General features: G+C 66.3%; 21 protein-coding genes and 1 tRNA gene. 12 read left to right on the top strand and 10 right to left on the bottom strand.

Features of this window, described 5'->3' with window-relative positions; genetic code table 11:
- Position 1: 1 nt before the first annotated feature.
- From AC07PV_RS00110 to AC07PV_RS00095, 4 genes are all read left to right on the top strand, one after another.
- A tRNA-Asn gene (locus tag AC07PV_RS00110) sits at positions 2-77 on the top strand.
- Between the two features lie 129 nt (positions 78-206).
- Positions 207-962 carry a leucyl/phenylalanyl-tRNA--protein transferase gene (gene aat / locus AC07PV_RS00105; RefSeq protein WP_494598508.1) on the top strand — a complete coding sequence of 252 codons (756 nt, stop codon included), beginning with the start codon at positions 207-209 and terminating at the stop codon, positions 960-962.
- On the top strand, positions 959-1,705 hold the full coding sequence (locus AC07PV_RS00100) for an arginyltransferase (protein ID WP_369642749.1): 747 nt from the start codon (positions 959-961) through the stop codon (positions 1,703-1,705). Before aat ends, AC07PV_RS00100 begins: the two co-directional genes overlap by 4 nt.
- 56 nt (positions 1,706-1,761) lie before the next feature.
- On the top strand, positions 1,762-2,592 hold the full coding sequence (locus AC07PV_RS00095) for an IclR family transcriptional regulator (protein ID WP_218294503.1): 831 nt from the start codon (positions 1,762-1,764) through the stop codon (positions 2,590-2,592).
- A 154-nt stretch (positions 2,593-2,746) separates the two neighbouring features.
- On the opposite strand, the gene pbpG is transcribed toward AC07PV_RS00095, so the two are convergent.
- The 6 genes from pbpG to AC07PV_RS00065 all read right to left on the bottom strand — a co-directional run bounded on the left by pbpG (position 2,747) and on the right by AC07PV_RS00065 (position 10,321).
- A complete protein-coding gene (gene pbpG, locus AC07PV_RS00090; RefSeq protein ID WP_218294502.1) occupies positions 2,747-3,826 on the bottom strand; it encodes a D-alanyl-D-alanine endopeptidase in 1,080 nt (359 codons plus the stop codon).
- A gap of 116 nt (positions 3,827-3,942) precedes the next feature.
- Positions 3,943-5,481, bottom strand: coding sequence for a 2-isopropylmalate synthase (locus AC07PV_RS00085; RefSeq protein WP_218340965.1), 1,539 nt, complete (start codon positions 5,479-5,481; stop codon positions 3,943-3,945).
- Positions 5,482-5,690: 209 nt separating this feature from the next.
- Positions 5,691-6,524, bottom strand: coding sequence for a CDP-diacylglycerol--serine O-phosphatidyltransferase (gene pssA / locus AC07PV_RS00080; protein WP_218294500.1), 834 nt, complete (start codon positions 6,522-6,524; stop codon positions 5,691-5,693).
- 272 nt (positions 6,525-6,796) lie between these two features.
- Complete coding sequence (ilvC, locus tag AC07PV_RS00075) at positions 6,797-7,813, bottom strand: ketol-acid reductoisomerase (RefSeq protein WP_218294499.1); 1,017 nt, start codon at positions 7,811-7,813, stop codon at positions 6,797-6,799.
- Positions 7,814-7,892: 79 nt separating this feature from the next.
- Complete coding sequence (ilvN, locus tag AC07PV_RS00070) at positions 7,893-8,384, bottom strand: acetolactate synthase small subunit (RefSeq protein ID WP_218294498.1); 492 nt, start codon at positions 8,382-8,384, stop codon at positions 7,893-7,895.
- Between the two features lie 143 nt (positions 8,385-8,527).
- Positions 8,528-10,321 (bottom strand): acetolactate synthase 3 catalytic subunit, encoded by a 1,794-nt coding sequence (locus AC07PV_RS00065; protein WP_369642750.1) that lies wholly within the window; start codon positions 10,319-10,321, stop codon positions 8,528-8,530.
- A 294-nt stretch (positions 10,322-10,615) separates the two neighbouring features.
- Between AC07PV_RS00065 and AC07PV_RS00060 the strand changes: the two genes are divergently transcribed.
- The 6 genes from AC07PV_RS00060 to AC07PV_RS00035 are packed head-to-tail and all read left to right on the top strand — an operon-like array spanning position 10,616 to position 14,214.
- Entirely contained in the window at positions 10,616-11,185 is a 570-nt protein-coding gene (locus AC07PV_RS00060; protein ID WP_218294496.1) for an RNA polymerase sigma factor, read from the top strand.
- Positions 11,182-11,640: a DUF3619 family protein gene (locus AC07PV_RS00055; protein WP_494629012.1), complete on the top strand. Its 459-nt coding sequence runs from the start codon at positions 11,182-11,184 to the stop codon at positions 11,638-11,640. The genes AC07PV_RS00060 and AC07PV_RS00055 overlap by 4 nt, the downstream gene beginning before the upstream one ends.
- Before the next feature lie 20 nt (positions 11,641-11,660).
- Complete coding sequence (locus AC07PV_RS00050) at positions 11,661-12,551, top strand: DUF3106 domain-containing protein (protein ID WP_218340963.1); 891 nt, start codon at positions 11,661-11,663, stop codon at positions 12,549-12,551.
- 52 nt (positions 12,552-12,603) lie between these two features.
- Positions 12,604-13,158 (top strand): RDD family protein, encoded by a 555-nt coding sequence (locus AC07PV_RS00045; RefSeq protein WP_218294493.1) that lies wholly within the window; start codon positions 12,604-12,606, stop codon positions 13,156-13,158.
- Positions 13,159-13,217: 59 nt separating this feature from the next.
- Positions 13,218-13,628 carry a diacylglycerol kinase gene (locus AC07PV_RS00040; protein ID WP_218294492.1) on the top strand — a complete coding sequence of 137 codons (411 nt, stop codon included), beginning with the start codon at positions 13,218-13,220 and terminating at the stop codon, positions 13,626-13,628.
- Positions 13,621-14,214 carry an LOG family protein gene (locus tag AC07PV_RS00035; RefSeq protein ID WP_494629011.1) on the top strand — a complete coding sequence of 198 codons (594 nt, stop codon included), beginning with the start codon at positions 13,621-13,623 and terminating at the stop codon, positions 14,212-14,214. The genes AC07PV_RS00040 and AC07PV_RS00035 overlap by 8 nt, the downstream gene beginning before the upstream one ends.
- A gap of 180 nt (positions 14,215-14,394) precedes the next feature.
- Here the strand turns inward: AC07PV_RS00035 and AC07PV_RS00030 are convergent, their stop codons facing one another.
- Both AC07PV_RS00030 and AC07PV_RS00025 read right to left on the bottom strand, forming a co-directional pair.
- Positions 14,395-14,733 carry a P-II family nitrogen regulator gene (locus AC07PV_RS00030; RefSeq protein WP_218294490.1) on the bottom strand — a complete coding sequence of 113 codons (339 nt, stop codon included), beginning with the start codon at positions 14,731-14,733 and terminating at the stop codon, positions 14,395-14,397.
- A gap of 55 nt (positions 14,734-14,788) precedes the next feature.
- Entirely contained in the window at positions 14,789-16,447 is a 1,659-nt protein-coding gene (locus AC07PV_RS00025; protein ID WP_218340962.1) for an NAD+ synthase, read from the bottom strand.
- An 80-nt stretch (positions 16,448-16,527) separates the two neighbouring features.
- On the opposite strand from AC07PV_RS00025, the gene AC07PV_RS00020 reads away from it, so the two are divergent.
- On the top strand, positions 16,528-17,787 hold the full coding sequence (locus AC07PV_RS00020; RefSeq protein WP_218294488.1) for a GNAT family N-acetyltransferase: 1,260 nt from the start codon (positions 16,528-16,530) through the stop codon (positions 17,785-17,787).
- Between the two features lie 58 nt (positions 17,788-17,845).
- On the opposite strand, the gene AC07PV_RS00015 is transcribed toward AC07PV_RS00020, so the two are convergent.
- Both AC07PV_RS00015 and AC07PV_RS00010 read right to left on the bottom strand, forming a co-directional pair.
- On the bottom strand, positions 17,846-19,591 hold the full coding sequence (locus AC07PV_RS00015; RefSeq protein WP_492245480.1) for a methyl-accepting chemotaxis protein: 1,746 nt from the start codon (positions 19,589-19,591) through the stop codon (positions 17,846-17,848).
- 373 nt (positions 19,592-19,964) lie between these two features.
- Positions 19,965-20,480, bottom strand: a complete 516-nt coding sequence (locus AC07PV_RS00010) for a chemotaxis protein CheW (RefSeq protein ID WP_369642754.1) — start codon at positions 20,478-20,480, stop codon at positions 19,965-19,967.
- 356 nt (positions 20,481-20,836) lie between these two features.
- Between AC07PV_RS00010 and AC07PV_RS00005 the strand changes: the two genes are divergently transcribed.
- Positions 20,837-21,643, top strand: coding sequence for an alpha/beta fold hydrolase (locus tag AC07PV_RS00005; RefSeq protein WP_218298110.1), 807 nt, complete (start codon positions 20,837-20,839; stop codon positions 21,641-21,643).
- Positions 21,644-21,930: the final 287 nt, after the last annotated feature.

Genomic DNA, 21,930 nt, shown 5'->3' with positions numbered 1-21,930 from the left:
TTCCTCGATAGCTCAGTCGGTAGAGCGCCGGACTGTTAATCCGTAGGTCCCTGGTTCGAGCCCAGGTCGAGGAGCCACTCAGAAAGCCCACCATGCCCACGCATGGTGGGCTTTTTTGTCGCCGGCTTCATCCGCGCCGCGCACGCCCGGGTTGCCGGACAATAAGCCAGTCTCCTTGTCGTTGTTGTTTACCCGCGCACCATCCCATGCCCCCGCAATTGCCCTGGCTGGAACCCGAAGACCGTCTGCCGCATCCCGCGACCGCATGGGGACCGCAGGACCCCGCACCCGGGCTCCTGGCGGCAGGTGGCGCGCTGGCGGTGGCGCAGTTGCGGGCGGCATACGCCCAGGGCACCTTTCCCTGGTACGGCCCGGGGCAGCCCATCCTGTGGTGGGCCCCCGATCCCCGCATGGTGCTGCCCACCGCGGAGTTCAGGCTGCACCGCTCCCTGCGCAGGACGCTGCAGGCATTCCGCACCGATGCAGCCTGCCAGATCCGCGTGGACCATGCTTTCCGGGAAGTCATCACGGCCTGCGCCACCAAGGAACGCGATGGCCAAGTGGGCACCTGGATCGTGCCCGAGATGATCGAAGCCTACATCCGCCTCCATGCGGCAGGGTATGCCCACAGCGTCGAGACCTGGGTTGAAGGACGGCTGGTGGGCGGCCTGTACTGCGTGGCCCTCGGCCAGGCAGTGTTCGGCGAATCGATGTTCGCCCACGCCACGGACGCATCGAAGATCGCGCTCGCGGCCCTGGTGGGCCTGTGCCGCCACCACGGCGTTGCGATGATCGACTGCCAGCAGAACACGCGCCACCTCGCCTCCCTGGGAGCCCGGGAGATTCCCCGCGCGCAGTTCCTGGCCGAGATCCAGAAGACCCAGCACCTTCCGCCACCGCCCTGGGTCTTCGACCCCGTATACTGGAACGGGCTGCTGCCCTCCACCGTGTCCACGGCATGACGCAACTCAACGACCTTCCACTGCAAACCCTGCAGTTCTATGCGACAGCCCCCTACCCCTGCAGCTACCTGCCGGACAGACAGGCTCGGTCGCAGGTGGCCACGCCCAGCCACCTGATTCAGAGCGACGTGTATTCCGACCTCGTCGCCAAGGGGTTCCGGCGCAGCGGCATGTTCACCTACCGTCCCTACTGCGATGGCTGCCAGGCCTGCACTCCGCTGCGCGTGCTCGTGAATGAGTTCCAACCCGATCGAAGCCAGCGGCGAGCGACCGTTCGACATGGCGGCCTGCAGGCGCGCGTGCTGCGCCTGTGTTTCGTGCCCGAGCACTACCAGCTCTACCTGCGCTACCAGAATGGCCGCCATGCGGGCGGCGGCATGGACCATGACAGCATCGACCAGTACACCCAGTTCCTGCTGCAAAGCCGGGTGAATTCGCGCCTCGTGGAGTTCCGCGAAACGGATGCCAGCGGCGAGCCCGGCGCGCTCAAGATGGTATCCATCCTGGATGTGCTCGACGACGGGCTTTCCGCGGTCTACACCTTCTACGAGCCCGAGCCCCACTGCAGCTACGGCACCTACAACGTGATGTGGCAGATCGCGCAGGCGCGCTCCCTGGGGCTCCCCCATGTCTATCTGGGCTACTGGATCGAAGCCAGCCCCAAGATGAACTACAAGGCCCGCTTTCACCCCCACGAAGTCCGCACCGATGGCGCGTGGCACCGCGCCGAACAAGGCGCCTGAATGCAGGATTGAATTTCACAAGATAAAATGCTGCGGCCCTCATTGCATCGCCGCCCATGAAAAAAATCGATCCCAGCATTCCTGCCAAACCCAGCGTTCAGGTGCTTGAACGCATGTTTACGCTGATCGATGTGCTGGCGTCGCGCGAGGAGGCGATCTCCCTCAAGGAAATCAGCGAGAAGACGGGGCTGCACCCCTCCACCACGCACCGCATCCTGAACGACCTCACGATCGGCCGCTTCGTGGACCGGCCGGAATCCGGCAGCTACCGGCTGGGCATGCGCCTGCTGGAACTGGGCAACCTCGTCAAGGCGCGCCTGAGCGTGCGCGATGCCGCCCTGACCCCCATGCGCAACCTGCACAAGCTGATCCAGCAACCGGTCAATCTGAGCATGCGGCAGGGGGATGAGATTGTCTACGTGGAGCGCGCCTACAGCGAGCGCTCGGGCATGCAGGTGGTACGCGCCATCGGCGGGCGCGCCCCCCTGCACCTGACATCGACGGGCAAGCTCTTCCTGGCCCTGGACGATCCCCAGCGCGTGCGGGCCTACGCCACGCGCACCGGGCTGGCGGGACACACGCGCAACAGCATCACCCAGCTGCCCAACCTTGAGCGCGAACTCGCCAAGGCACGGCAGTACGGGATTGCCCGCGACAACGAGGAACTGGAGCTGGGCGTGCGCTGCATGGCCGCCGGCGTCTATGACGACCAGGGCAAGCTGGTGGCGGGTCTGTCGATATCGGCCCCGGCGGACCGGCTGGACGAAGGGTGGCTGCCCAAATTGCAAGCCACGGCCAACGAGATCTCGCTCGCGCTGGGCCACGTACCCACCAGCACCGAGGCATCGGCATCCAGCGAAGCCGGCTTGCGTGCAGGCCTTCGCTGAGCGGCGCACCACGACCCCAGAAGCCACCACGCATGAAATGAAAAAGCCGACACAGGCGGGCAATGCCTGGTCGGCCCATGGATGATCAATGCGCTTCGATGGCACCACGGCCCCGGCGGGGCCGCTGGCGCGGGAAGCTAGCTGCCGCTATCGGCTAGCCATTGCTTCCGGCCCGGGCCTGCAACGGGGTCGCCAGGGATGGCATCGACTCCACCCAGTGGCGCACGCGCTCCGCATCCCCCAGCCGGCTGAACTTGCCCGCGGAATCCAGAAACACCATGATGAGCTTGCGCCCGGCGATCTGCGTCTGCATCACAAGGCAGCGGCCCGCCTCGGAGATATAGCCCGTCTTTTGCAGTCCGATATCCCAGGTGGGGTTCTTTACCAGCCCGTTGGTATTGTTGTACTGCAGCGTTCTCGGGCCCACGGCCACCTCATAGCCCGGAGACGTGGACAGCTCGCGCAGCAAGGGATCGCTGTGCGCCACATTCACCAAGGTGGCCAGGTCCCGGGCGCTGGATTGGTTGCGGCTGGACAGCCCCGTGGGCTCCACATAGCGGGTGTCGGTCATGCCCAGCAAACGGGCCTTGGCGTTCATCTGCGCCACGAAAGCCTCCAGGCCACCAGGGTAGGTACGGCCCAGCGCATGCGCAGCCCGGTTCTCGCTGGACATGAGGGCCAGATGCAGCATCTCGCCCCGGGTCAGCGTGGAACCCACCGTCAGGCGCGAGCGGCTGCCCTTTTCCGTATCGACGTCGTCCTGCGTGATGGTGATCGGTTCATCCATCGGCAGCTTGGCCTGGGAAATGAGCATCCCGGTCATGAGCTTGGTCAGGGACGCGATGGGCAGCACCGCATGGTCATTCTTGCTCAGCAGGACCTCATGCGTGTCCTGGTCGATGACCAGGGCCACACTCGACTTCAGATCCAATGGATCGTTGACCTCGTGCAGGCCCGCCATCTGCCCGAAGGACTGCTTGGCCGGCACGAACGCCACGCGGGTGGCGGCCTTGGAGGTCTTGGCCGTCACGCGCACGGCCCTGGTGGAGGCAGCAGCCACCTTGCGGGGCGCAACGCCCCGTTTGGCAGTGGCCGTGCTGATCTGCTGTTTTTTGTCCGAGGCTTTCTTGCGCTCGCCTGCGTGCGCGGCCGGGGCAGCCAGGACGGCGCTCACGGCGACAACGCTCAAAATTTGAAAGAAACGGCTCACTGCGGCGCGGTGGCGATGGTGCATCAAAGTGCTCCAAACGGTAATAGGTGTTGAGCAGTGTACAGAATCAAAAAAAGTCGCGCAAGATCAATGCCTTGCGCGACTTTCCGAGAAAGTGAATGAAATTATAAATTGTTCATTCAACCTTGTGCAGCCACCCGGTCAGCTTTACTTTGTAACTTGTTCAGCGCGCTGAGGTATGCCTTGGCCGAAGCCACCACGATGTCCGGATCCGCGCCCACGCCATTGACCACGCGGCCGCTGTTTTGCAGGCGCACCGTGACCTCGCCCTGGCTCTCGGTCGAGCCGCTGATGGCATTGACCGAGTACAGCACCATCTCCGCCCCGCTCTTGACGTGCGATTCAATGGCCTTGAGCGAGGCGTCCACGGGGCCGTTGCCTTCGGATTCGCCGCGCACCTCATGGCCGTCGACCGTGAAGACGATGCGCGCGCGGGGGTGCTCACCCGTTTCGCTCTGCTGAAAAAGGGAGACAAAGCCGTACTGCTCCTTCTCGCTGGTCACGCTCTCGTCGCTGACCAGCGCCAGGATGTCCTCATCGAAGATTTCGCTCTTGCGGTCCGCCAACTCCTTGAAGCGGGTGAACGCCGTATTGACCTCGGTTTCGCTCTCCAGGCTCACGCCCAGTTCCTGCAGGCGCTGCTTGAAGGCATTGCGGCCGCTCAGCTTGCCCAGCACGATCTTGTTGGCGCTCCAGCCCACGTCCTCGGCGCGCATGATCTCGTAGGTGTCGCGCGCCTTGAGCACGCCATCCTGGTGGATGCCCGAGGCATGTGCGAACGCGTTGGCGCCCACCACGGCCTTGTTGGGCTGCACCACGAAACCGGTGGTCTGGCTGACCATGCGGCTGGCGGCCACGATGTGCTGCGTGTCGATGTTGAGGTCGAGGTTGAAATAGTCCCGGCGGGTCTTGACCGCCATCACCACCTCTTCGAGCGAGCAGTTGCCCGCGCGCTCGCCCAGGCCGTTGATCGTGCACTCCACCTGGCGCGCACCGCCGATCTTCACGCCAGCGAGCGAGTTGGCCACCGCCATGCCCAGGTCGTTGTGGCAGTGCACGGACCAGACGGCCTTGTCGCTGTTGGGGATGCGCTCGCGCAGCGTCTTGATGAAGTTGCCATAGAGCTCGGGGATGGCGTAGCCCACGGTGTCGGGCACGTTGATGGTGGTGGCGCCCTCCGCGATCACGGCCTCCAGCACGCGGCACAGGAAATCGGGATCGCTGCGGTAGCCATCCTCGGGGCTGAACTCGATGTCGGCCACCAGGTTGCGGGCGAAACGCACCGACTGCTTGGCCTGCTCCAGCACCTGCTCGGGCGTCATGCGCAGCTTCTTCTCCATGTGCAGCGGGCTCGTGGCGATGAAGGTATGGATGCGCGCGCTGTTGGCGCCCGCCAGGGCCTCCGCCGCGCGCGCGATGTCGCGGTCGTTGGCGCGCGACAGCGAGCAGATGGTCGATTCCCTGATCGCATTGGCGATGGCCTGCACGGCTTCGAAGTCGCCGTTGGAGCTGGCCGCGAAACCGGCTTCGATCACGTCCACCTTCAGGCGCTCGAGCTGGCGCGCGATGCGCAGCTTCTCGTCCTTGGTCATCGAGGCGCCGGGGGATTGCTCGCCATCGCGCAAGGTGGTGTCGAAAATGATCAGTTTGTCAGCCATGTTGTTCTCCTGGTATCGGTGGGTGGGGTTCCCGCAACGTCAAAAATCTGGCGCCCAAAACAAAAGGCCCGCTGCGGGTGCATACGGGCCTGTGTGGAAAAAGTGTGCGCGTGCGCTTACTGTCTCCGCCCGTGGGGAGGTAGCAGTAGGGCCAGTGCAAACGTGTTCATGCGATGCAATGTAGCACAAGTCACGACCCGCCGCCGTGGTCACTTGTGGAGTCCGCGCTCATCGGGTTCATCGGTCGACGTGCTGATCACGCTGCTGTGCTGGCCCTTGGCCTTGCGCCAGGCATAGACGCCGTAGCCGCTCAGCCCATAGCAGACGAACACGCCGAAAAGCACGATGGGGGGATGGATGTTGATGACCGCGATGCCCAGCGCTATCAGCACGATGGCGGCAAAGGGCACGCTCTTCTTCATCTGCACGTCCTTGAAGCTGTAGAACGGCACGTTGGTCACCATGGTGAGTCCCGCATACAGCGTGAAGGCGAACATGACCCAGGTGGTCTGCGTCCAGGTCAGCCACAGGTCTTCTCCCGGATGCACCCCCAGCTCCGTCATGAGCCAGATGAAGCCGGCCACCAGGGCGGCGGCGGCTGGCGAAGGCAGTCCCTGGAAGTAGCGCTTGTCCACCACGCTGGTATTCACATTGAAGCGCGCAAGGCGCAAGGCCGCGCAGGCGCAGTACACGAACGCGGCGATCCAGCCCCAGCGGCCCAGGCCCTGGAGCGACCACTCATAGGCGATCAGCGCGGGCGCCGCTCCAAACGAGACCATGTCGGACAGCGAATCCATCTGCTCGCCAAACGCGCTCTGCGTATTGGTCATGCGCGCCACGCGCCCGTCCAGGCTGTCCAGCACCATGGCGCAGAAGACGCCCACCGCCGCCATGTCGAACCGGCCGTTCATGGCCATCACGATCGAATAGAAACCACCGAACAGGGCCGCCAGCGTGAACAGGTTGGGCAGGATGTAGATGCCTTTGCGCCGCTTGCGCACCATCACACCGGGGTTGTCGGTGGATTCATTGCCGTCATGCATCAAATAGACCTCCAGCGCTTGCCTATATTGCGCAAGCTGCTATTAAATTTATAGTTTTCAACCCTGACCCACGGAACAGGCGGCGCGCCGCACGCGCAAAAGGCGAAGGCCGCAGTGTAGCGCCTGCCAACAGGCGTCCCGCCAAAGGAAGCGCCCCAGCCCCCGGCACAGGTGAGCGCGCGCCCACGTAGCGGGCGGGCTTTGCGCCAGGGGTTGGCCCGGCAACAAAAAAGGCCACTGTGAAGTGGCCTTTTCGTGCTTCGCACAGGAGATCAGTTGCGGGTCTGGTCGACCAGCTTGTTCTTGGCGATCCAGGGCATCATGGCGCGCAGCTTGCCGCCCACCACTTCGATGCTGTGGTCGGCGGTGTTGCGGCGGCGGGCCGTCATGCTCGGGTAGTTCAGGCGGCCTTCCTGGATGAACATCTTGGCGTAGTCGCCGTTCTGGATGCGCTTCAAGGCATTGCGCATGGCGGCGCGCGACTGCTCGTTGATCACTTCGGGGCCGGTCACGTACTCGCCGTACTCGGCGTTGTTCGAGATCGAGTAGTTCATGTTGGCGATCCCGCCTTCGTAGATCAGGTCCACGATGAGCTTGAGCTCGTGCAGGCATTCGAAGTAGGCCATCTCGGGGGCATAGCCGGCTTCGACCAGGGTTTCATAGCCCATCTTGATCAGCTCGACGGCGCCGCCGCACAGCACGGCCTGCTCGCCGAACAGGTCGGTCTCGGTTTCTTCCTTGAAGTTGGTCTCGATGATGCCGGCCTTGCCGCCACCATTGGCCATGGCGTACGACAGGGCCAGGTCGCGGGCCTTGCCGGACTTGTCCTGGTGCACGGCCACCAGGTGGGGCACGCCGCCGCCCTGGGTGTAGGTGTTGCGCACGGTGTGGCCAGGGGCCTTGGGAGCGACCATCCACACGTCCAGGTCGGCACGGGGCACGACCTGGTTGTAGTGCACGTTGAAGCCGTGGGCAAAGGCCAGCGAGGCGCCCTGCTTGATGTTCGGGGCCACGTTGTTGGTGTAGACCTCGGCGATCTGCTCGTCGGGCAGCAGGATCATGACCACGTCGGCGGCCTTGACGGCGTCGTTCACTTCCATCACGTTCAGGCCGGCCTTGCCAACCTTGTCCCACGAGGCACCGCCCTTGCGCAGGCCGACCACGACCTTCACGCCGCTGTCGTTCAGGTTCTGTGCATGGGCGTGGCCCTGCGAGCCGTAGCCGATGATGGCAACGGTCTTGCCCTTGATCAGGCTCAGGTCACAGTCTTTGTCGTAGAAAACTTTCATGGGTTGCTCCGGTTGAAATGCGTTGTTCGGGTTGAAAAATAAAACGGGGTATTGTCCTGGAAAGCGCTCAGGCGCCTTTTCAGACACGCAGGATGCGTTCGCCTCGGCCGATGCCGCTGGCACCGGTGCGCACGGTTTCCAGGATGGCCGTGCGGTCGATGGCCTGCAGGAAGGCATCGTTCTTTCCCTGGTCGCCGGTGAGCTCGATGGTGTAGCTCTTCTCGGTCACGTCGATGATGCGGCCACGGAAGATGTCGGCCATGCGCTTCATCTCCTCGCGCTCCTTGCCCACGGCGCGCACCTTCACCATCATGAGCTCGCGCTCGGTGTAGGCGCCTTCGGTGAGGTCGACCACCTTGACCACCTCGATGAGGCGGTTCAGGTGCTTGGTGATCTGCTCGATCACGTCGTCGGAGCCCGTGGTCTGGATCGTCATGCGCGAGAGCGATGGATCCTCGGTGGGCGCCACGGTGAGCGATTCGATGTTGTAGCCACGGGCGGAGAACAGGCCCACCACGCGCGAGAGCGCGCCGGGTTCGTTTTCCAGCAGAACGGCAATGATGTGTTTCATGATGAAGAGATTCCTCTTTTCGCTGCCCTCCCCCGTGCACGGTAATGCACGGGCTTGGCAGGCAATAGATTCGTCAAAAAGTGATAGCTATCAAATTGATAGCTGCTTGCGCTTGCCAATCAAGCGCTGGAGCCCGATTTTGCTTAAAGGTCTTCCGACCCCAGCAGCATTTCGGTGATGCCCTTGCCGGCCTGCACCATCGGGAACACGTTCTCGGTGGGGTCGGTGCGGAAGTCCATGAACACCGTGCGGTCCTTGAGCTTGCGGGCTTCGCGCAGCGCGGGCTCCACGTCCTTGGGATGCTCGATGAGCATGCCCACATGGCCGTAGGCCTCGGCCAGCTTCACGAAGTTGGGCAGCGCGTCCATGTAGCTGTGGCTGTAGCGGCCGGAATATTCGATCTCCTGCCACTGGCGCACCATGCCCAGGTAGCGGTTGTTCAGCGAGCAGATCTTGATCGGCGTGTTGTACTGCAGGCAGGTGGACAGCTCCTGGATGTTCATCTGCACCGAGCCTTCGCCCGTGATGCAGAAGACCTCGGAGTCCGGCTTGGCCAGCTTGATGCCCATGGCGTAGGGAATGCCCACGCCCATGGTGCCCAGGCCGCCCGAATTGATCCAGCGGCGCGGCTCGTCGAAACGGTAGTACTGCGCGGCCCACATCTGGTGCTGGCCCACGTCGGACGTGATGTAGGTGTCCGCATCCTTGGTCATGTTCCACAGCGTCTCGACCACATACTGTGGCTTGATGACGTCGCTGCTGCCCATGCTGTACTTGAGGCAATCGCGCTTGCGCCAGCCTTCGATGGTGTCCCACCAGGCGGCCAGAGCACCTGCGTCAGGGCGCGTGCTGCTCTCGCGGATCATGGAGATCAGCTCGGTGAGCACGTCCTTCACGTCGCCGACGATCGGGATGTCCACCTTCACGCGCTTGGAGATGCTCGACGGGTCGATGTCCACATGGATGATCTTGCGGTCGTTCTGCGCGAAATGCTTGGGGTTGCCGATCACGCGGTCGTCGAAGCGCGCGCCCACGGCCAGCAGCACGTCGCAGTTCTGCATCGCGTTGTTGGCCTCGATGGTGCCGTGCATGCCCAGCATGCCCAGGAACTTGCGGTCCGACGCGGGATAGGCGCCCAGGCCCATCAGCGTGTTGGTGACCGGATAGCCCAGCATGTCCACCAGCGTGCGCAGCTCATTGGTGGCATTGCCCAGCAGCACGCCGCCGCCGGTGTAGATGTAGGGGCGCTTGGCAGCCAGCAGCAACTGCAGCGCCTTGCGGATCTGGCCGCCGTGGCCCTTGCGCACGGGGTTGTACGAGCGCATTTCCACCGACTGCGGGTAGCCGCTGTAGGGCACCTTCTTGAACGAAACGTCCTTGGGCACGTCCACCACCACGGGGCCGGGGCGGCCGGTGCGGGCGATGTGGAAGGCCTTCTTCATCGTCATGGCCAGATCGCGCGGGTCCTTGACGAGGAAGTTGTGCTTGACGATGGGGCGGGTGATACCGACCGTGTCGCACTCCTGGAAGGCGTCCAGCCCGATGGCGGGCGTGGGCACCTGGCCAGAGATGATCACCATGGGGATCGAATCCATGTACGCGGTGGCGATGCCGGTGACCGCATTGGTCAGGCCGGGGCCCGAAGTGACCAGGGCCACGCCGACTTCGCCGGTGGCGCGCGCATAGCCGTCGGCGGCGTGCACGGCGGCCTGTTCGTGGCGCACCAGCACGTGCTGGATGGTGTCTTGCTTGTAGAGCGCGTCGTAGATGTAGAGGACGGCGCCGCCGGGATAGCCCCAGATGTACTGGACGTTCTCGGCCTGGAGCGACTTGATGAGGATCTCGGAACCCATGAGGTCCTGCGAGCCGGAAGCGGGAGAAGCATTGCCCTGCGTGGCAGCGGCAGCTGAAGTGAGTTCAGCCTTGGAGATTTCCATGATCGATCAACCTTTGTGAATTTCTCTGACGAAAAACCTTGGGTGCCCCTCGCACGCGCTCTTGTGAAGCCAGCTTGGAACTTGAGGCCAAGGACATGGGCGGGATGATTGCCGCGCCGGACCGTGACCCGTTTGCCTTTTGAATTGCAGCAGCGATTATCGCACTGCAACACATGTAAAACCGCAGGCAGCCTAAAAAAACCCCGGCGGATGCGATAATCAAAGGCTCCACGTGCCGGATAGCCACATTTTTGCGCTCTCACCGGCACCGATCCCCTCCCGGGCTGACCCGTCTTGGCAACCGAACAAGAACTCTCCGACTTCCTCAAAAGTGTAGAAAAGCGCGCTTTCAAGCGTTCGGTCTACCACGTTCGCAATGAGGAAGCGGCGCTCGACATCGTGCAGGACAGCATGCTCAAGCTGGCGGAGCACTACGGCGACAAGCCGGCGGCGGAGCTGCCCATGCTGTACCAGCGGATCCTGTCCAACTGCACCCTGGACTGGTTCCGGCGCCAGAAGACCCGCAATGCACTGTTTTCGAGCATGAGCGACTTCGAGGGCCCCGGCGAAGATGGCATGGATTTTGATCTGCTGGAGGCGTATTCAGGACCGGATGGTGGAGAACGGGCGGAGAGCGCCGAGGATCTGACCCGCCGGGCGCAGATCTTCCACGGTATCGAGGCTGAAATCGCCGAGCTTCCGCCACGTCAACGGGAAGCGTTCCTCATGCGTTACTGGGAAGAAATGGATGTTGCAGAAACGGCGGCCGCCATGGGCTGCTCCGAAGGCAGTGTCAAGACGCACTGTTTTCGTGCCATACAAACCCTCAGCAAGGCACTGAAGGCCAAAGGAATCGAGCCATGAACACTGTACAGACCCCATCGACACAGGCAGAAGCTGCGGCAGAGCGCTTTGCGCTGCGCGTCGCGTCGCGGTTGTCCAGCGGCACCGCCGAATTGCCTTATGACATTTCCGAGCGGCTGCGCGCCTCGCGCGTGCAGGCGCTGGCCAAGCGCAAGAAAGACATCGTGCCGGTGCGCCTGGCAGCCCCTGCGGCCGTCATCCGCGGCGCGGGCGGCAGCGCCACGCTGGGCCGCGGCGGCAGTGAAGGTGGTGGCTGGTGGAGTGCGCTGGTTTCCGCCGTTCCCCTGATGGCCCTGGTGGTGGGCCTGGTCGTGATCAACATTGCCCAGGACGAAAGCAGTGCCAATGACGTGGCCGAGGTGGATGCCGCGCTGCTGACCGATGATCTGCCACCCGCAGCCTACGCAGACCCGGGCTTCGTACAATTTCTCAAGACCTCCGCGCAGCCGAACTGAGCTGCCCGACACCGTACTGCATGCACCCAAGCCCTTCTGACGCTTCCCCCGCCCTGCCAGCCTTCGTGCTGGCTTTGGCGCTCTTGGGCGTGCTCGCGGCGGTGGGTGGCCAGGTGCTGGTGCAGATGCGCATGGCACCCGGCACCCTGCTGCCCGCCGGCGCGGAAGCAGCCGTGGCCAGCCCCAACAACGCGCGCTCGCCCACGCGCCATGGCACCTCGATGGTGCCGCAGGTCGAGACCGGTCCGGGCTGGGAGACCTTGACCACGCCCCAGAAGCTGGCGCTGTACCCGCTCGCGGAGCGTTGGGCGCTGATCAGCGAGGCGCAAAAACGCCGCTGGCTCGCGCTGGCGGCCAATTTCTCCGCGCTCCCCGAGGAAGAACAGGCCAAGTTCCACGACCGCATGGCGGACTGGGCCAGCCTGAGTGCCCAGCAGCGCAACCAGGCCCGGCTGAACTACGCGGTCACCAATCGCCTCGCCCCCGATGACAAGCGCGCCCAGTGGGAGGCCTACCTGGCCCTGTCCGAGGAAGAAAAACGCGCCCTGGCGGCCCGTGCGGCGCCCAAGCCCAAGGGCGCCGCCACGGCGCTGCGGCCCGTGTCGCCCAAGAAACTGGCCCAGGTGCCAGCGGCCACGCAGGCCAACCCCAGCCGTCCGAATGCGCCCAAGATTCCCCCCGTGCTGGACCACAGCCTCCCGCGCGTGGCAGCGCCGGTGACGCCCGCGGCGCCACCCGCATCGGGCGTGCCCACGCAGAATCCGGCCTCCACGGTGGTGGAGACCGCGCCCATCTCGGTGCCCGTGGCGGTTCCGGCGGCGCTGGCACCGCTGGGCGCAGGCTCCGCGGAAGCGCCCGCCGCCCCGGCTCCCATCGTCACACCCGACAATTCAGGCCTGTATCCTCAGTAGACCGCCGGCCGGCCTTTCCCGCCTTGCTCCTGCCTCGCTTTCGCCCCCTGGAATGACCGCCTCCCCTCCCGCCCGCACGCCGCCGGCCGCCCCCTCCTCCCCTGCGCCTTCAGCCGCCGGCATCGGCGCGACGACGCCCAACCTGTGGCGCCGCATGGCGTGCTGGCTGTACGAGGGCATGCTGATGTTCGGGGTGGTCTTCATCGCAGGCTACCTGTTCGGCACCCTGAGCCAGACCCGCCACGCGCTGGACAACCGGCATGCCCTGCAGGCCTTCCTGTTCGTGGTGTTTGGCATCTATTTCACCTGGTTCTGGGCCAAGGGCCAGACCCTGGCCCAGAAGACCTGGCTCATCCGCGTGGTGGACACCGCAGGGCGCCCCATCACCCAGGCGCGCGCCCTGCTGCGCTACCTGCTCAGCTGGGTCTGGTTCCTGCCGCCGCTGGCCGCCTACCTGTTCGGCGTGCCCGCCCTCGAGGTGCTGGTGCTGCTGTTCGGCTGGGTCGCCATCTGGGCCATCCTGAGCCGGTTTCATCCCCAACGGCAGTTCTGGCATGACGCGCTGGCCGGCACCCGCCTGGTGCACTTCGAGCTGCCAAAAAAGTAGCCCCCCGCCACCCCTTCGCCGTGCCAGCTGTCACGCGGGTGCGAGACAATGCCCGGACCATGTCCCTATCTCCGCCGCAGCCCGTCGCGCCCGCCAACCCCCAGAAAGCCCGCTCGGGCCTGAACCGCATCTGGCACGCCGCCGGCTATTCGCTGGAGGGCCTGCGCGCGGGCTGGAACGAAAAGGCGTTCCGCCAGGAGGCCATTGCCGCCATGGTGCTGCTGCCCCTGTCGCTGTGGCTGGGGCGCAGCTGGGTGGAGGTGGCGCTGCTGGCAGGCTCCGTGGTGATCGTGATGATCGTGGAGCTGCTCAACACCGGCATCGAGACCGCCATCGACCGCATCGGCCCCGAATGGCACGACCTTTCAAAACGCGCCAAGGACATGGGCAGCGCCGCCGTGCTGCTGGCGCTGCTGCTGTGCATGGGCATCTGGGGCGCGGCTGTTTTTCAGAGGATCTTCCATGGTTGAACCGGCATTTTCAGTGTGTGTGTACTGCGGCTCGCGCCCTGGCGAGAACCCGGCCTTCGCCCAGGCCGCCAAGGCCGTGGGCCAGTGGATCGGCCAACGTGGCGGGCAGCTGGTGTATGGCGGTGGGCGCAGCGGGCTGATGGGCACGGTGGCCGAGGCCACCCGCGTGGCGGGCGGGCGCGTGGTGGGCGTGATTCCGCAGGCGCTGGTGGACAAGGAGCTGGCCAACCGCCTGTGCGACGAGCTTCACATCGTGCAGACCATGCACGAGCGCAAGGCGATGATGGCCGAGCGCAGCGACGCCTTCCTGGCCCTGCCCGGCGGCATCGGCACCTTCGAAGAGCTGTTCGAGGTGTGGACCTGGCGCCAGCTGGGCTACCACGACAAGCCGCTGGGCCTGCTCAATGTCGCGGGCTACTACGACGCGCTGATGAGCTTCCTGGACCACAGCGTGGCCAGCGGCTTCATGGGCGAATGGCAGATGGGACTGCTGCATGCGTCCGCCGACGCCGATGCGCTGCTGCGCACGCTGGTGCAGTCCGCCGGCCCCGGTCAGGCGCCGGTGCCGCTGCGTGCCGTGATCTGACGGCCGGGCCGCGCGGATACGGGGTCACCCCCGCATCGCGCTGCCGGCACCCACACAACAAAACAAAAGCGAAAGGGGCGGTTTTCCGCCCCTTTCGCTTTGTGCCTTGTCCTTGTGTGTGTCTTGCGTGCCTTTTCCTTGCGGGAGCCCGTGCGGCCCCGGCCAGGCGGGCGCGACCCCTCAGACCGCGGCGTCGTCCAGGTCGCCGGTGCGGATGCGCACCACGCGCTCCACCGAGGTGACGAAGATCTTGCCGTCGCCGATCTTGCCCGTGCGCGCGACGCTCACGATGGCATCCACGCAGCGGTCCACGTCTTCGCTCTTCACGACGACCTCGACCTTCACCTTGGGCAGGAAGTCCACCACGTATTCAGCGCCCCGGTACAGCTCGGTGTGGCCCTTCTGGCGGCCAAAGCCCTTCACCTCGGTCACGGTGAGGCCGGTCACGCCACATTCAGCCAGGGCTTCGCGGACTTCTTCGAGCTTGAAGGGCTTGATGACGGCGGTGATCATTTTCATGGCGGGTCTCCTGGAGGATGTAAAAAATGGGGGCTGAAAGCGCAGCGCCGAAGCGTCACGCCCTGAATTTGCTAGTGATAGGGTAACGCCAGTCCTTGCCGAAGCTACGGCGCGTGACGCGAATCCCTACGGGAGCCTGGCGGCGCTTGTACTCGTTGAGCTTGATGAGGCGCGTCACACGCTCCACATCGGCGCGCGCAAAACCGCTGGCGATGATGGACTCGATGGGCTCATCGTTCTCCATGTAGCGCGCCACGATGGCGTCCAGCACTTCGTAGGGCGGCAGGCTGTCCTGGTCTTTCTGGTCGGGGCGTAGCTCGGCGCTGGGCGGGCGGGTGATGATGCGCTCGGGAATGGGACTGGCGCCCGTGCCGTACGGATCGTTGGCGTTGCGCCAGCGCGCCAGGTCGAACACCCGTGTCTTGGCCACGTCCTTGATCACCGCGAAGCCACCCGCCATGTCGCCATACAGCGTGCAGTAGCCCGTGGACATCTCGCTCTTGTTGCCCGTGGTGAGCACGATGGCGCCGAACTTGTTGGACAGCGCCATGAGCAGCGTGCCCCGGATGCGCGCCTGCAGATTTTCCTCGGTGGTGTCCTCGGCCAGACCCGCGAAGTCGCTCGCCAGCGCGGCCTTGAAGGCCTCGAACTGCGGCTTGATGGAGATCTCGTCGTAGCGCACGCCCAGGCGGGCAGCCATGTCGCGCGCATCGATCCAGCTGATGTCGGCCGTGTAGGGCGACGGCATCATCACCGTGCGCACCTTGTCGGCGCCCAGCGCGTCCACGGCAATGGCCAGCACCAGGGCCGAGTCGATGCCGCCCGAGAGCCCCAGCAGCGCGCCCGGAAATCCGTTCTTGCCCACATAGTCCCGCACCCCCAGCACCAGGGCGTCCCACAGGTCCGCCTCCAGGCTTTTCTCCGGCGCGATGTCTGCTTCAAATTTGATAGCTTCCTGCGCTTGCTGGACTTGCGCAAAGACCAGTTTTTCTTCAAACCCAGGACCACGCCCAGCCACAGAGCCGTCGGCGTTGAGCGCGAAAGATCGGCCCTCGAACACCACCTCGTCCTGCCCGCCCACCAGGTGGGCGTACACCAGCGGCAGGCCGGTCTCGGCCACGCGTTCGCGCATGGTCTGCTCGCGTTCGGCGCTCTTTCCCAGGTGGAAGGGCGATGCATTGATGACCGCCAGCAGCTGCGCGCCCGCGGCCGCCGCATCGTGCGCCGGCGCGGCGAACCAGGCGTCCTCGCAGACCAGCAGGCCCACCCGCACGCCCTCCACCTCGAACACGCAGGGCGCGCTGCCAGCCACGAAGTAGCGGCGCTCGTCGAACACCTGGTAGTTGGGCAGCTCGCGCTTGGCGTAGGTCTGCTCGATGCGGCCCTCGCGCAGCACGCTGGCGGCATTGAGGCAGGCGCTGAACGCAGGCGCATCGGGCGACACCGCCTGCGGATGGCCCAGCACGATGGCCAGGCCTTTCAACCCTGCCGTCTCGCGGGCCACGGTTTTCACGGCATCATCGCAGGCCGCGATGAAGGCGGGGCGCAGGAACAGGTCTTCGGCGGCATAGCCACAGATGGCGAGTTCGGGCGTGAGCAGCAGCCGGGCACCCCGGGCATGGGCTTCGCGGGCCGCGGCAATGATCTTCTGCGCGTTCTGGGGCATGTCGCCCACGACAAAGTTGAGCTGCGCAGTGCAAATGGAGAGCGTCATGGAACTGGAATCGGCCCCTGCGGCCAGGTTGAATACCGCCACTGCGGACCCGCGGCACCGGGGGTGGAGCGGGGGATCGCATGGCTGAAGCCGCCATTATCGCCCGCGTACTCGCATCCCCGCTCGACGTCGGGGCCGACGCCTGGAACGCCCTGCTCGCCCGGCAGAGCCACCCCACGCCCTTCATGCGGCACGAATACCTGGCCGCCCTGCACGAAAGCGGCAGCGCCACGCCACGCACCGGCTGGGCCCCCCGGTTCATGACCCTGTGGGAGGACGGCACGCTGATCGCGGCCTGCCCCCTGTACCTCAAGAGCCATTCGTACGGAGAGTATGTGTTCGACTGGGCGTGGGCCAGCGCGTATGAGCAGCACGGCGTGCCGTACTACCCCAAGGCCGTCGTGGCCGTGCCTTTCACGCCCGTGCCCGGTACGCGCCTGATGGCGCGCGACGAGGCCACGCGCGCGCTGCTGGTGCAGGCCGTGTGCCAGTGGTGCGGGGAGGAAAACGTCTCTTCCGTGCATGTGCTGTTTGCCAGCGACGACGACGCGCGGACCTGCGCGGGGCGCGACCTGATGCTGCGGCACACCGTGCAATTCCACTGGAAGAACCAGGCTCCCGCGCCCGGCGGCGGGGACGGCTACCGCAGCTTCGACGAATTCCTCGCCAGCCTGTCCCAGGAAAAACGCAAGAAGATCCGCCAGGAACGCCGCCGCGTGGCCGATGCGGGCGTTACGTTCCGGTGGGCGCGCGGCACGGACATCCCGCAGGCGGACTGGGATTTCTTCTACCGCTGCTACGAGCGCACCTACCTCGAGCACGGCAACCCGCCCTACCTCACGCGCGACTTCTTCGCGCGCATGGCCGCGCAGCTGCCCGGCGCCTGGCTGCTTTTCATCGCCGAACGCAACGGGCGGCCCATTGCCAGCAGTCTGATAGCTGTCGGCGCGGATTCATCAAGCGCCAGCGGCCCAAACGCCCATGAACCCGTGGCGTATGGCCGCTACTGGGGGGCGCTGGAGCGCGTGGACTGCCTGCATTTCGAGGCCTGCTACTACCAGCCCCTGCAGTGGTGCATCGAACACGGCGCGCGGCGCTTTGAAGGCGGTGCCCAGGGTGAACACAAGATGGCCCGCGCGCTGCTGCCGGTGCAGGCCACCAGTGCCCACTGGCTGGCGCACCCGGCCTTCGCCGAAGCGGTGGAGCGGTTCCTGGCGCGCGAAAGCGAAGGCGTCCAGCACTACCTGGACGAACTGCAGGAGCGCAGCCCGTTCAGGCAGGCGCCGCCGGGGGCAGAGGCCAGGGCCGCCTTGGCTCCGCACGGCGCCGGCACGGGCTGAGGGAGAGGCCGCAGCCCCAGCCCCGTCTCCTTCCGGCCCCTTCCAGCCCGGGCGCCTGTCAGAAGCTCTCCCAGTCATCCTCCGCGCCCGCCGCCACGGGCTGCGGTGCAGGGGACTTCGGCCTGGCCGCCGCGATGGAAGGTGGCCGCGCGGCGGGGGCCGCCTTGCCGCCGGCGGGGCGCATCGCGGCACCCGCCGCCCGCAGGGCGGGCCGGGGCGGCGCCGCGACGGCGGCGGCAGCAGCGGCGGCCACGGGCCGGGACTGGTCGGACGAGAGCTTGAACACCGCCACCGCGCCCACCAGCGCCTGGGCCTGCTGGCTCAGGCTGCTGGCGGCCGCGGCCATTTCCTCCACCAGGGCCGCGTTCTGCTGCGTCACCTGGTCCATCTGCGTGATCGCCTCGCCCACCTGCGACACGCCCTGGCTCTGCTCGCTGCTGGCCGCGCTGATCTCGCCCATGATGTCCGTCACGCGGCGGATGGAGGACACCACCTCGGTCATGGTGACGCCGGCCTTGTCCACGAGCACCGAGCCCTGCTCCACGCGCTCCACGCTGGCGGTGATCAGGGCCTTGATCTCCTTGGCAGCCTCGGCGCTGCGCCCGGCCAGGCTGCGCACCTCGCCCGCCACCACGGCGAAGCCACGCCCCTGCTCACCCGCGCGCGCCGCCTCCACCGCCGCGTTGAGCGCCAGGATGTTGGTCTGGAAGGCAATGCCGTCGATCACGCTGATGATGTCGGCGATCTTCTTGCTGCTGTCGTTGATGCCCTTCATGGTCTCGACCACCTCCGACACCACATCGCCGCCCTGCCCCGCCACGGTGGATGCGCTCATCGCCAGCTGGTTGGCCTGGCGCGCGTTGTCCGCGTTCTGCTTGACGGTGGAGCTGAGCTCCTCCATCGACGCCGCCGTCTCCTGCAGCGCGCTGGCCTGCTGTTCGGTGCGGCTGGACAGGTCGTTGTTGCCCGACGCAATCTCGGCACTGGCAGACGCCACACCCTGAGCATTCCCGCGTACCCCCGATACCACATGGGCCAGGTTGTCGCGCATGGTGGTCAGGCCGCCCAGCAGCAGGGAGATCTCGTCCCTGCCCCGCGCATCGATCGGCACCGTCAGGTCGCCCCGCGCCACCGAATCGGTGATCTGCACCGCATTGCCCAGGGCGCGCGATATCTGCCGGATCATGGCGCCGCCCATCAGCACCGCCAGCACGATGCCCAGCACGACGGCCGTGAGCGCGACGGCGCGAATCGCCTGAAAGCTCGATTCGGCCCGGTCGTACTCGGCCTTGGCCCGGTCCAGCTGCACCTGCATGAGCAGGCCCAGCACATCCTGCAGCGGGTCGATGGCGGGGTACATCTCCTTGGCGGCGAACGCCGTCAGCGCCGCCGTGTCGCCCGAGCGGAAATGGCCGGTCAGCGTGTCGGCGGCCGCGTCGGCCTTGGCCTGCAGGGGCTTGAAGCGCTCGACCAGCTGGGCTTCCTCGGGCACGAGGTGCGTGGCCAGGTAGGCCTTCCAGTTGGTGTCGATCGCCTTGCGCGCATCGGCCACCGACTGCTGGCCCTGGGCAGGCGTCATGGCCCCGTCGCGCACCTTGTGCGCGGTATCGACCACGTTGACCGCATACATGTCCGCGACCACCTTGATCTGCTTGAGAGGCACCACCCGGTCGTCATACACCGACTTGAGCCCCGCGTTGGACTGCCCCATGCCGAACAGGCCCGCCGCGCCCACCAGCAAAACGAGCAGGCACAGCGCCGCCAGCAAGCCGGCGAGGCGCGTGGATATCTTGAACTGGCTCATGGCAGCGCTCCTGAAGTGGGGAAAGAGAAAGGGGACCGGGAACTGGACGGCAGCCCGGGGCGCCCGCCGAGGCGATGACGCCATGGCGCGCGCGGGCGAAGGAGAGCGGGATTGCGGGCGATGCGGGGCCCGTGCAGGCAGGCACCGCGCCACGGGCGGGCAGTGCGGGAATCAGCAGAGTCGGAGCCGCGAACCATGAGAGAACTCCCGGCGGAAGACCAACACGTCCCAAGGGCGGGCCCGCCGCCCTGGAACCGGTGCACGCGCACGGTCCGGGCCGGGGCCCCTGGCACCCAGCATAGCGCGTTCTGTTACGTTTGCGAACGCCGTGAGGGCGATAAACCACAGGCCCCCGCCGGGAGGCCTTGCGGGCCTACCTGGCGACCTGGGCGATCAGCCCGGTCTCCTCGCTGCTGAGCAGCGCCTCGATGTCCATCACGATCAGCGTGCGCTCGCCCAGGCTGGCAATCCCGGTGATGAAGGCCGGGTCCACATGGCCCTGGCGCTCGAACTGGGGGGCGGGCTTGATGAGGTCGGCGGTCAGCGAGGCCACGTCGGCCACGGCGTCCACGACCACGCCCACCACGGCCGTGCCGATGTCCAGGATGATGACCACCGTGAACTCGGTGTAGCTTGCCTCGGGGCACTGCAGCTTCAGGCGCAGGTCCAGGATGGGGACGATGCGCCCGCGCAGGTCGATCACTCCCTTGATGAAAACCGGGGAATGCGCCAGGCGCGTCGGCTGCTCGTAGGAGCGGATTTCCTGCACCCGCAGGATGTCGATGCCGTACTCCTCCGCCCCCAGCCGGAAGGTCAGGTACTCGCCCGCAGGCGCGGCGGCGGTGGCCGCTGCGGCGGGACGGGACGAGGAGGCAGGGGCTGCGATCATGGCGCGGGCTTTCGGAAAGCAAGGGATGGAGGGGCCGAGGAACGTCTGGACGGTCTCCCGCAGGCGGGGCGGGCCGCGCGGATGCGTGCGGGCGCGGGCACAGCAGCATAGCAGCCGGCGATGGCCAGGACCTGCCTCGCGGCGCGGGGCCCGCCGTCCCCGGGGCGCCAGCGCAGGCCTCGCGGCCTGGAATTGGAGAGCTAGCTCCATTCGGGCGCCCTGCCCGCCCGCGAAAAAATGCTACCGTCGCCCACGGTGCGCCGTGCGGCCCTTCCCTTCTTTTCCTGGAAGGCCCTGCACGGCACACCCGCAAGCCACACGACATGGCGCCCCGCTTTGTTTGAAATGATGAACCGATGCCCTTCTTCAGCAAGAAAGAAACCGATCCCGCCGACATCCCGCCGCCAGGCCTGCCGCTGCTGGCCCTGGAACTGCGGGCCCCTTGGGAGTTTGGCGCGGTGCTGCCCGCCTGGCCCGTGCTGCAGCGTGCCCCGCTGGGCGATGGCCACACGGTGATCGTGTTCCCCGGCCTCACGGCGGGGGATGCCACCACGGTTCCGCTGCGCCGCTACCTGGAGTCGCGCAACTACGAAACCCAGGGCTGGGGCCAGGGGTTGAACCTGGGCCCCAGGGACGGCGTGCTGGAAACCGCCAAGCGCCAGCTGCAGGAGGCCAGCGAGGCCAGCGGCGGCAAGGTGAGCCTGGTGGGCTGGAGCCTGGGCGGCATCTATGCGCGAGAGCTGGCCAAGGAAATGCCCGGCCTGGTGCGCTGCGTGGTGACGCTGGGCACGCCTTTCGCCGGCCCGCACACCTCCACGAACGCGTGGCGCATCTACCAGTTCGCCAGCGGCCGCAGCATCGAGCGCGAAACCGAGAGCTACAACCTGCCCGAGGCCCCGCCCGTGCCCACCACCAGCATCTACTCGCGCACCGACGGCGTGGTGGCCTGGCGCGGCAGCATCCAGTCGCCAGCCGCGCACAACCCCCACACCGAGAACATCGAGGTGGTCGCCAGCCACTTCGGCATCGGCCTGAACCCCAGCGCCTGGTGGGCCGTGGCCGACCGGCTGGCACAGCCCCACGGGCCGGACGCCATGTGGCAGCCCTTCGAGCGGCCGGGCCTGCCGGGGCTTCAGCTGATCTACCCCGACCCGGAACGCTGAGCCGCCCGCGCAAGAAAAAAAGCACGCCCGAGGACTCCTCCTCCCGCGTGCTTTGTTTTTGATAGCTGCCAGCGCTCGGGTATCAATCGCTAGCAGCCTATTTGGCTTGCATTTTTCGCAGGCTCCCGCTCAAAAGCTTTCCCAATCGTCATCGCTGCCCGCCTGTGCGGCGGCGGGCTTGGGGGCGGGCGGGGCCGCGGGCCGGGGGGCTGGCAAGTGGGCGGCAGGGGCCGTGCCGTTGCGATGGCCATCCCGTGCCGCCGCCGTGCCGCCGCGCGGGGCCAGCG

Source organism: Acidovorax sp. GW821-FHT09A11 (genome assembly GCF_059418365.1).
Note: the sequence above shows the minus strand (reverse complement) of the source record. Positions and strands in the feature narration are given on the sequence as shown.

Bases quoted from the DNA above. Each gene is read 5' to 3' on its own strand.
- aat (WP_494598508.1), top strand. From the start codon at position 207: ATGCCCCCGCAATTGCCCTGGCTGGAACCCGAAGACCGTCTGCCGCAT.
- AC07PV_RS00100 (WP_369642749.1), top strand. From the start codon at position 959: ATGACGCAACTCAACGACCTTCCACTGCAAACCCTGCAGTTCTATGCG.
- AC07PV_RS00095 (WP_218294503.1), top strand. From the start codon at position 1,762: ATGAAAAAAATCGATCCCAGCATTCCTGCCAAACCCAGCGTTCAGGTG.
- pbpG (WP_218294502.1), bottom strand. From the start codon at position 3,826: ATGCACCATCGCCACCGCGCCGCAGTGAGCCGTTTCTTTCAAATTTTG.
- AC07PV_RS00085 (WP_218340965.1), bottom strand. From the start codon at position 5,481: ATGGCTGACAAACTGATCATTTTCGACACCACCTTGCGCGATGGCGAG.
- pssA (WP_218294500.1), bottom strand. From the start codon at position 6,524: ATGCATGACGGCAATGAATCCACCGACAACCCCGGTGTGATGGTGCGC.
- ilvC (WP_218294499.1), bottom strand. From the start codon at position 7,813: ATGAAAGTTTTCTACGACAAAGACTGTGACCTGAGCCTGATCAAGGGC.
- ilvN (WP_218294498.1), bottom strand. From the start codon at position 8,384: ATGAAACACATCATTGCCGTTCTGCTGGAAAACGAACCCGGCGCGCTC.
- AC07PV_RS00065 (WP_369642750.1), bottom strand. From the start codon at position 10,321: ATGGAAATCTCCAAGGCTGAACTCACTTCAGCTGCCGCTGCCACGCAG.
- AC07PV_RS00055 (WP_494629012.1), top strand. From the start codon at position 11,182: ATGAACACTGTACAGACCCCATCGACACAGGCAGAAGCTGCGGCAGAG.
- AC07PV_RS00050 (WP_218340963.1), top strand. From the start codon at position 11,661: ATGCACCCAAGCCCTTCTGACGCTTCCCCCGCCCTGCCAGCCTTCGTG.
- AC07PV_RS00045 (WP_218294493.1), top strand. From the start codon at position 12,604: ATGACCGCCTCCCCTCCCGCCCGCACGCCGCCGGCCGCCCCCTCCTCC.
- AC07PV_RS00040 (WP_218294492.1), top strand. From the start codon at position 13,218: ATGTCCCTATCTCCGCCGCAGCCCGTCGCGCCCGCCAACCCCCAGAAA.
- AC07PV_RS00035 (WP_494629011.1), top strand. From the start codon at position 13,621: ATGGTTGAACCGGCATTTTCAGTGTGTGTGTACTGCGGCTCGCGCCCT.
- AC07PV_RS00030 (WP_218294490.1), bottom strand. From the start codon at position 14,733: ATGAAAATGATCACCGCCGTCATCAAGCCCTTCAAGCTCGAAGAAGTC.
- AC07PV_RS00025 (WP_218340962.1), bottom strand. From the start codon at position 16,447: ATGACGCTCTCCATTTGCACTGCGCAGCTCAACTTTGTCGTGGGCGAC.
- AC07PV_RS00020 (WP_218294488.1), top strand. From the start codon at position 16,528: ATGGCTGAAGCCGCCATTATCGCCCGCGTACTCGCATCCCCGCTCGAC.
- AC07PV_RS00015 (WP_492245480.1), bottom strand. From the start codon at position 19,591: ATGAGCCAGTTCAAGATATCCACGCGCCTCGCCGGCTTGCTGGCGGCG.
- AC07PV_RS00010 (WP_369642754.1), bottom strand. From the start codon at position 20,480: ATGATCGCAGCCCCTGCCTCCTCGTCCCGTCCCGCCGCAGCGGCCACC.
- AC07PV_RS00005 (WP_218298110.1), top strand. From the start codon at position 20,837: ATGCCCTTCTTCAGCAAGAAAGAAACCGATCCCGCCGACATCCCGCCG.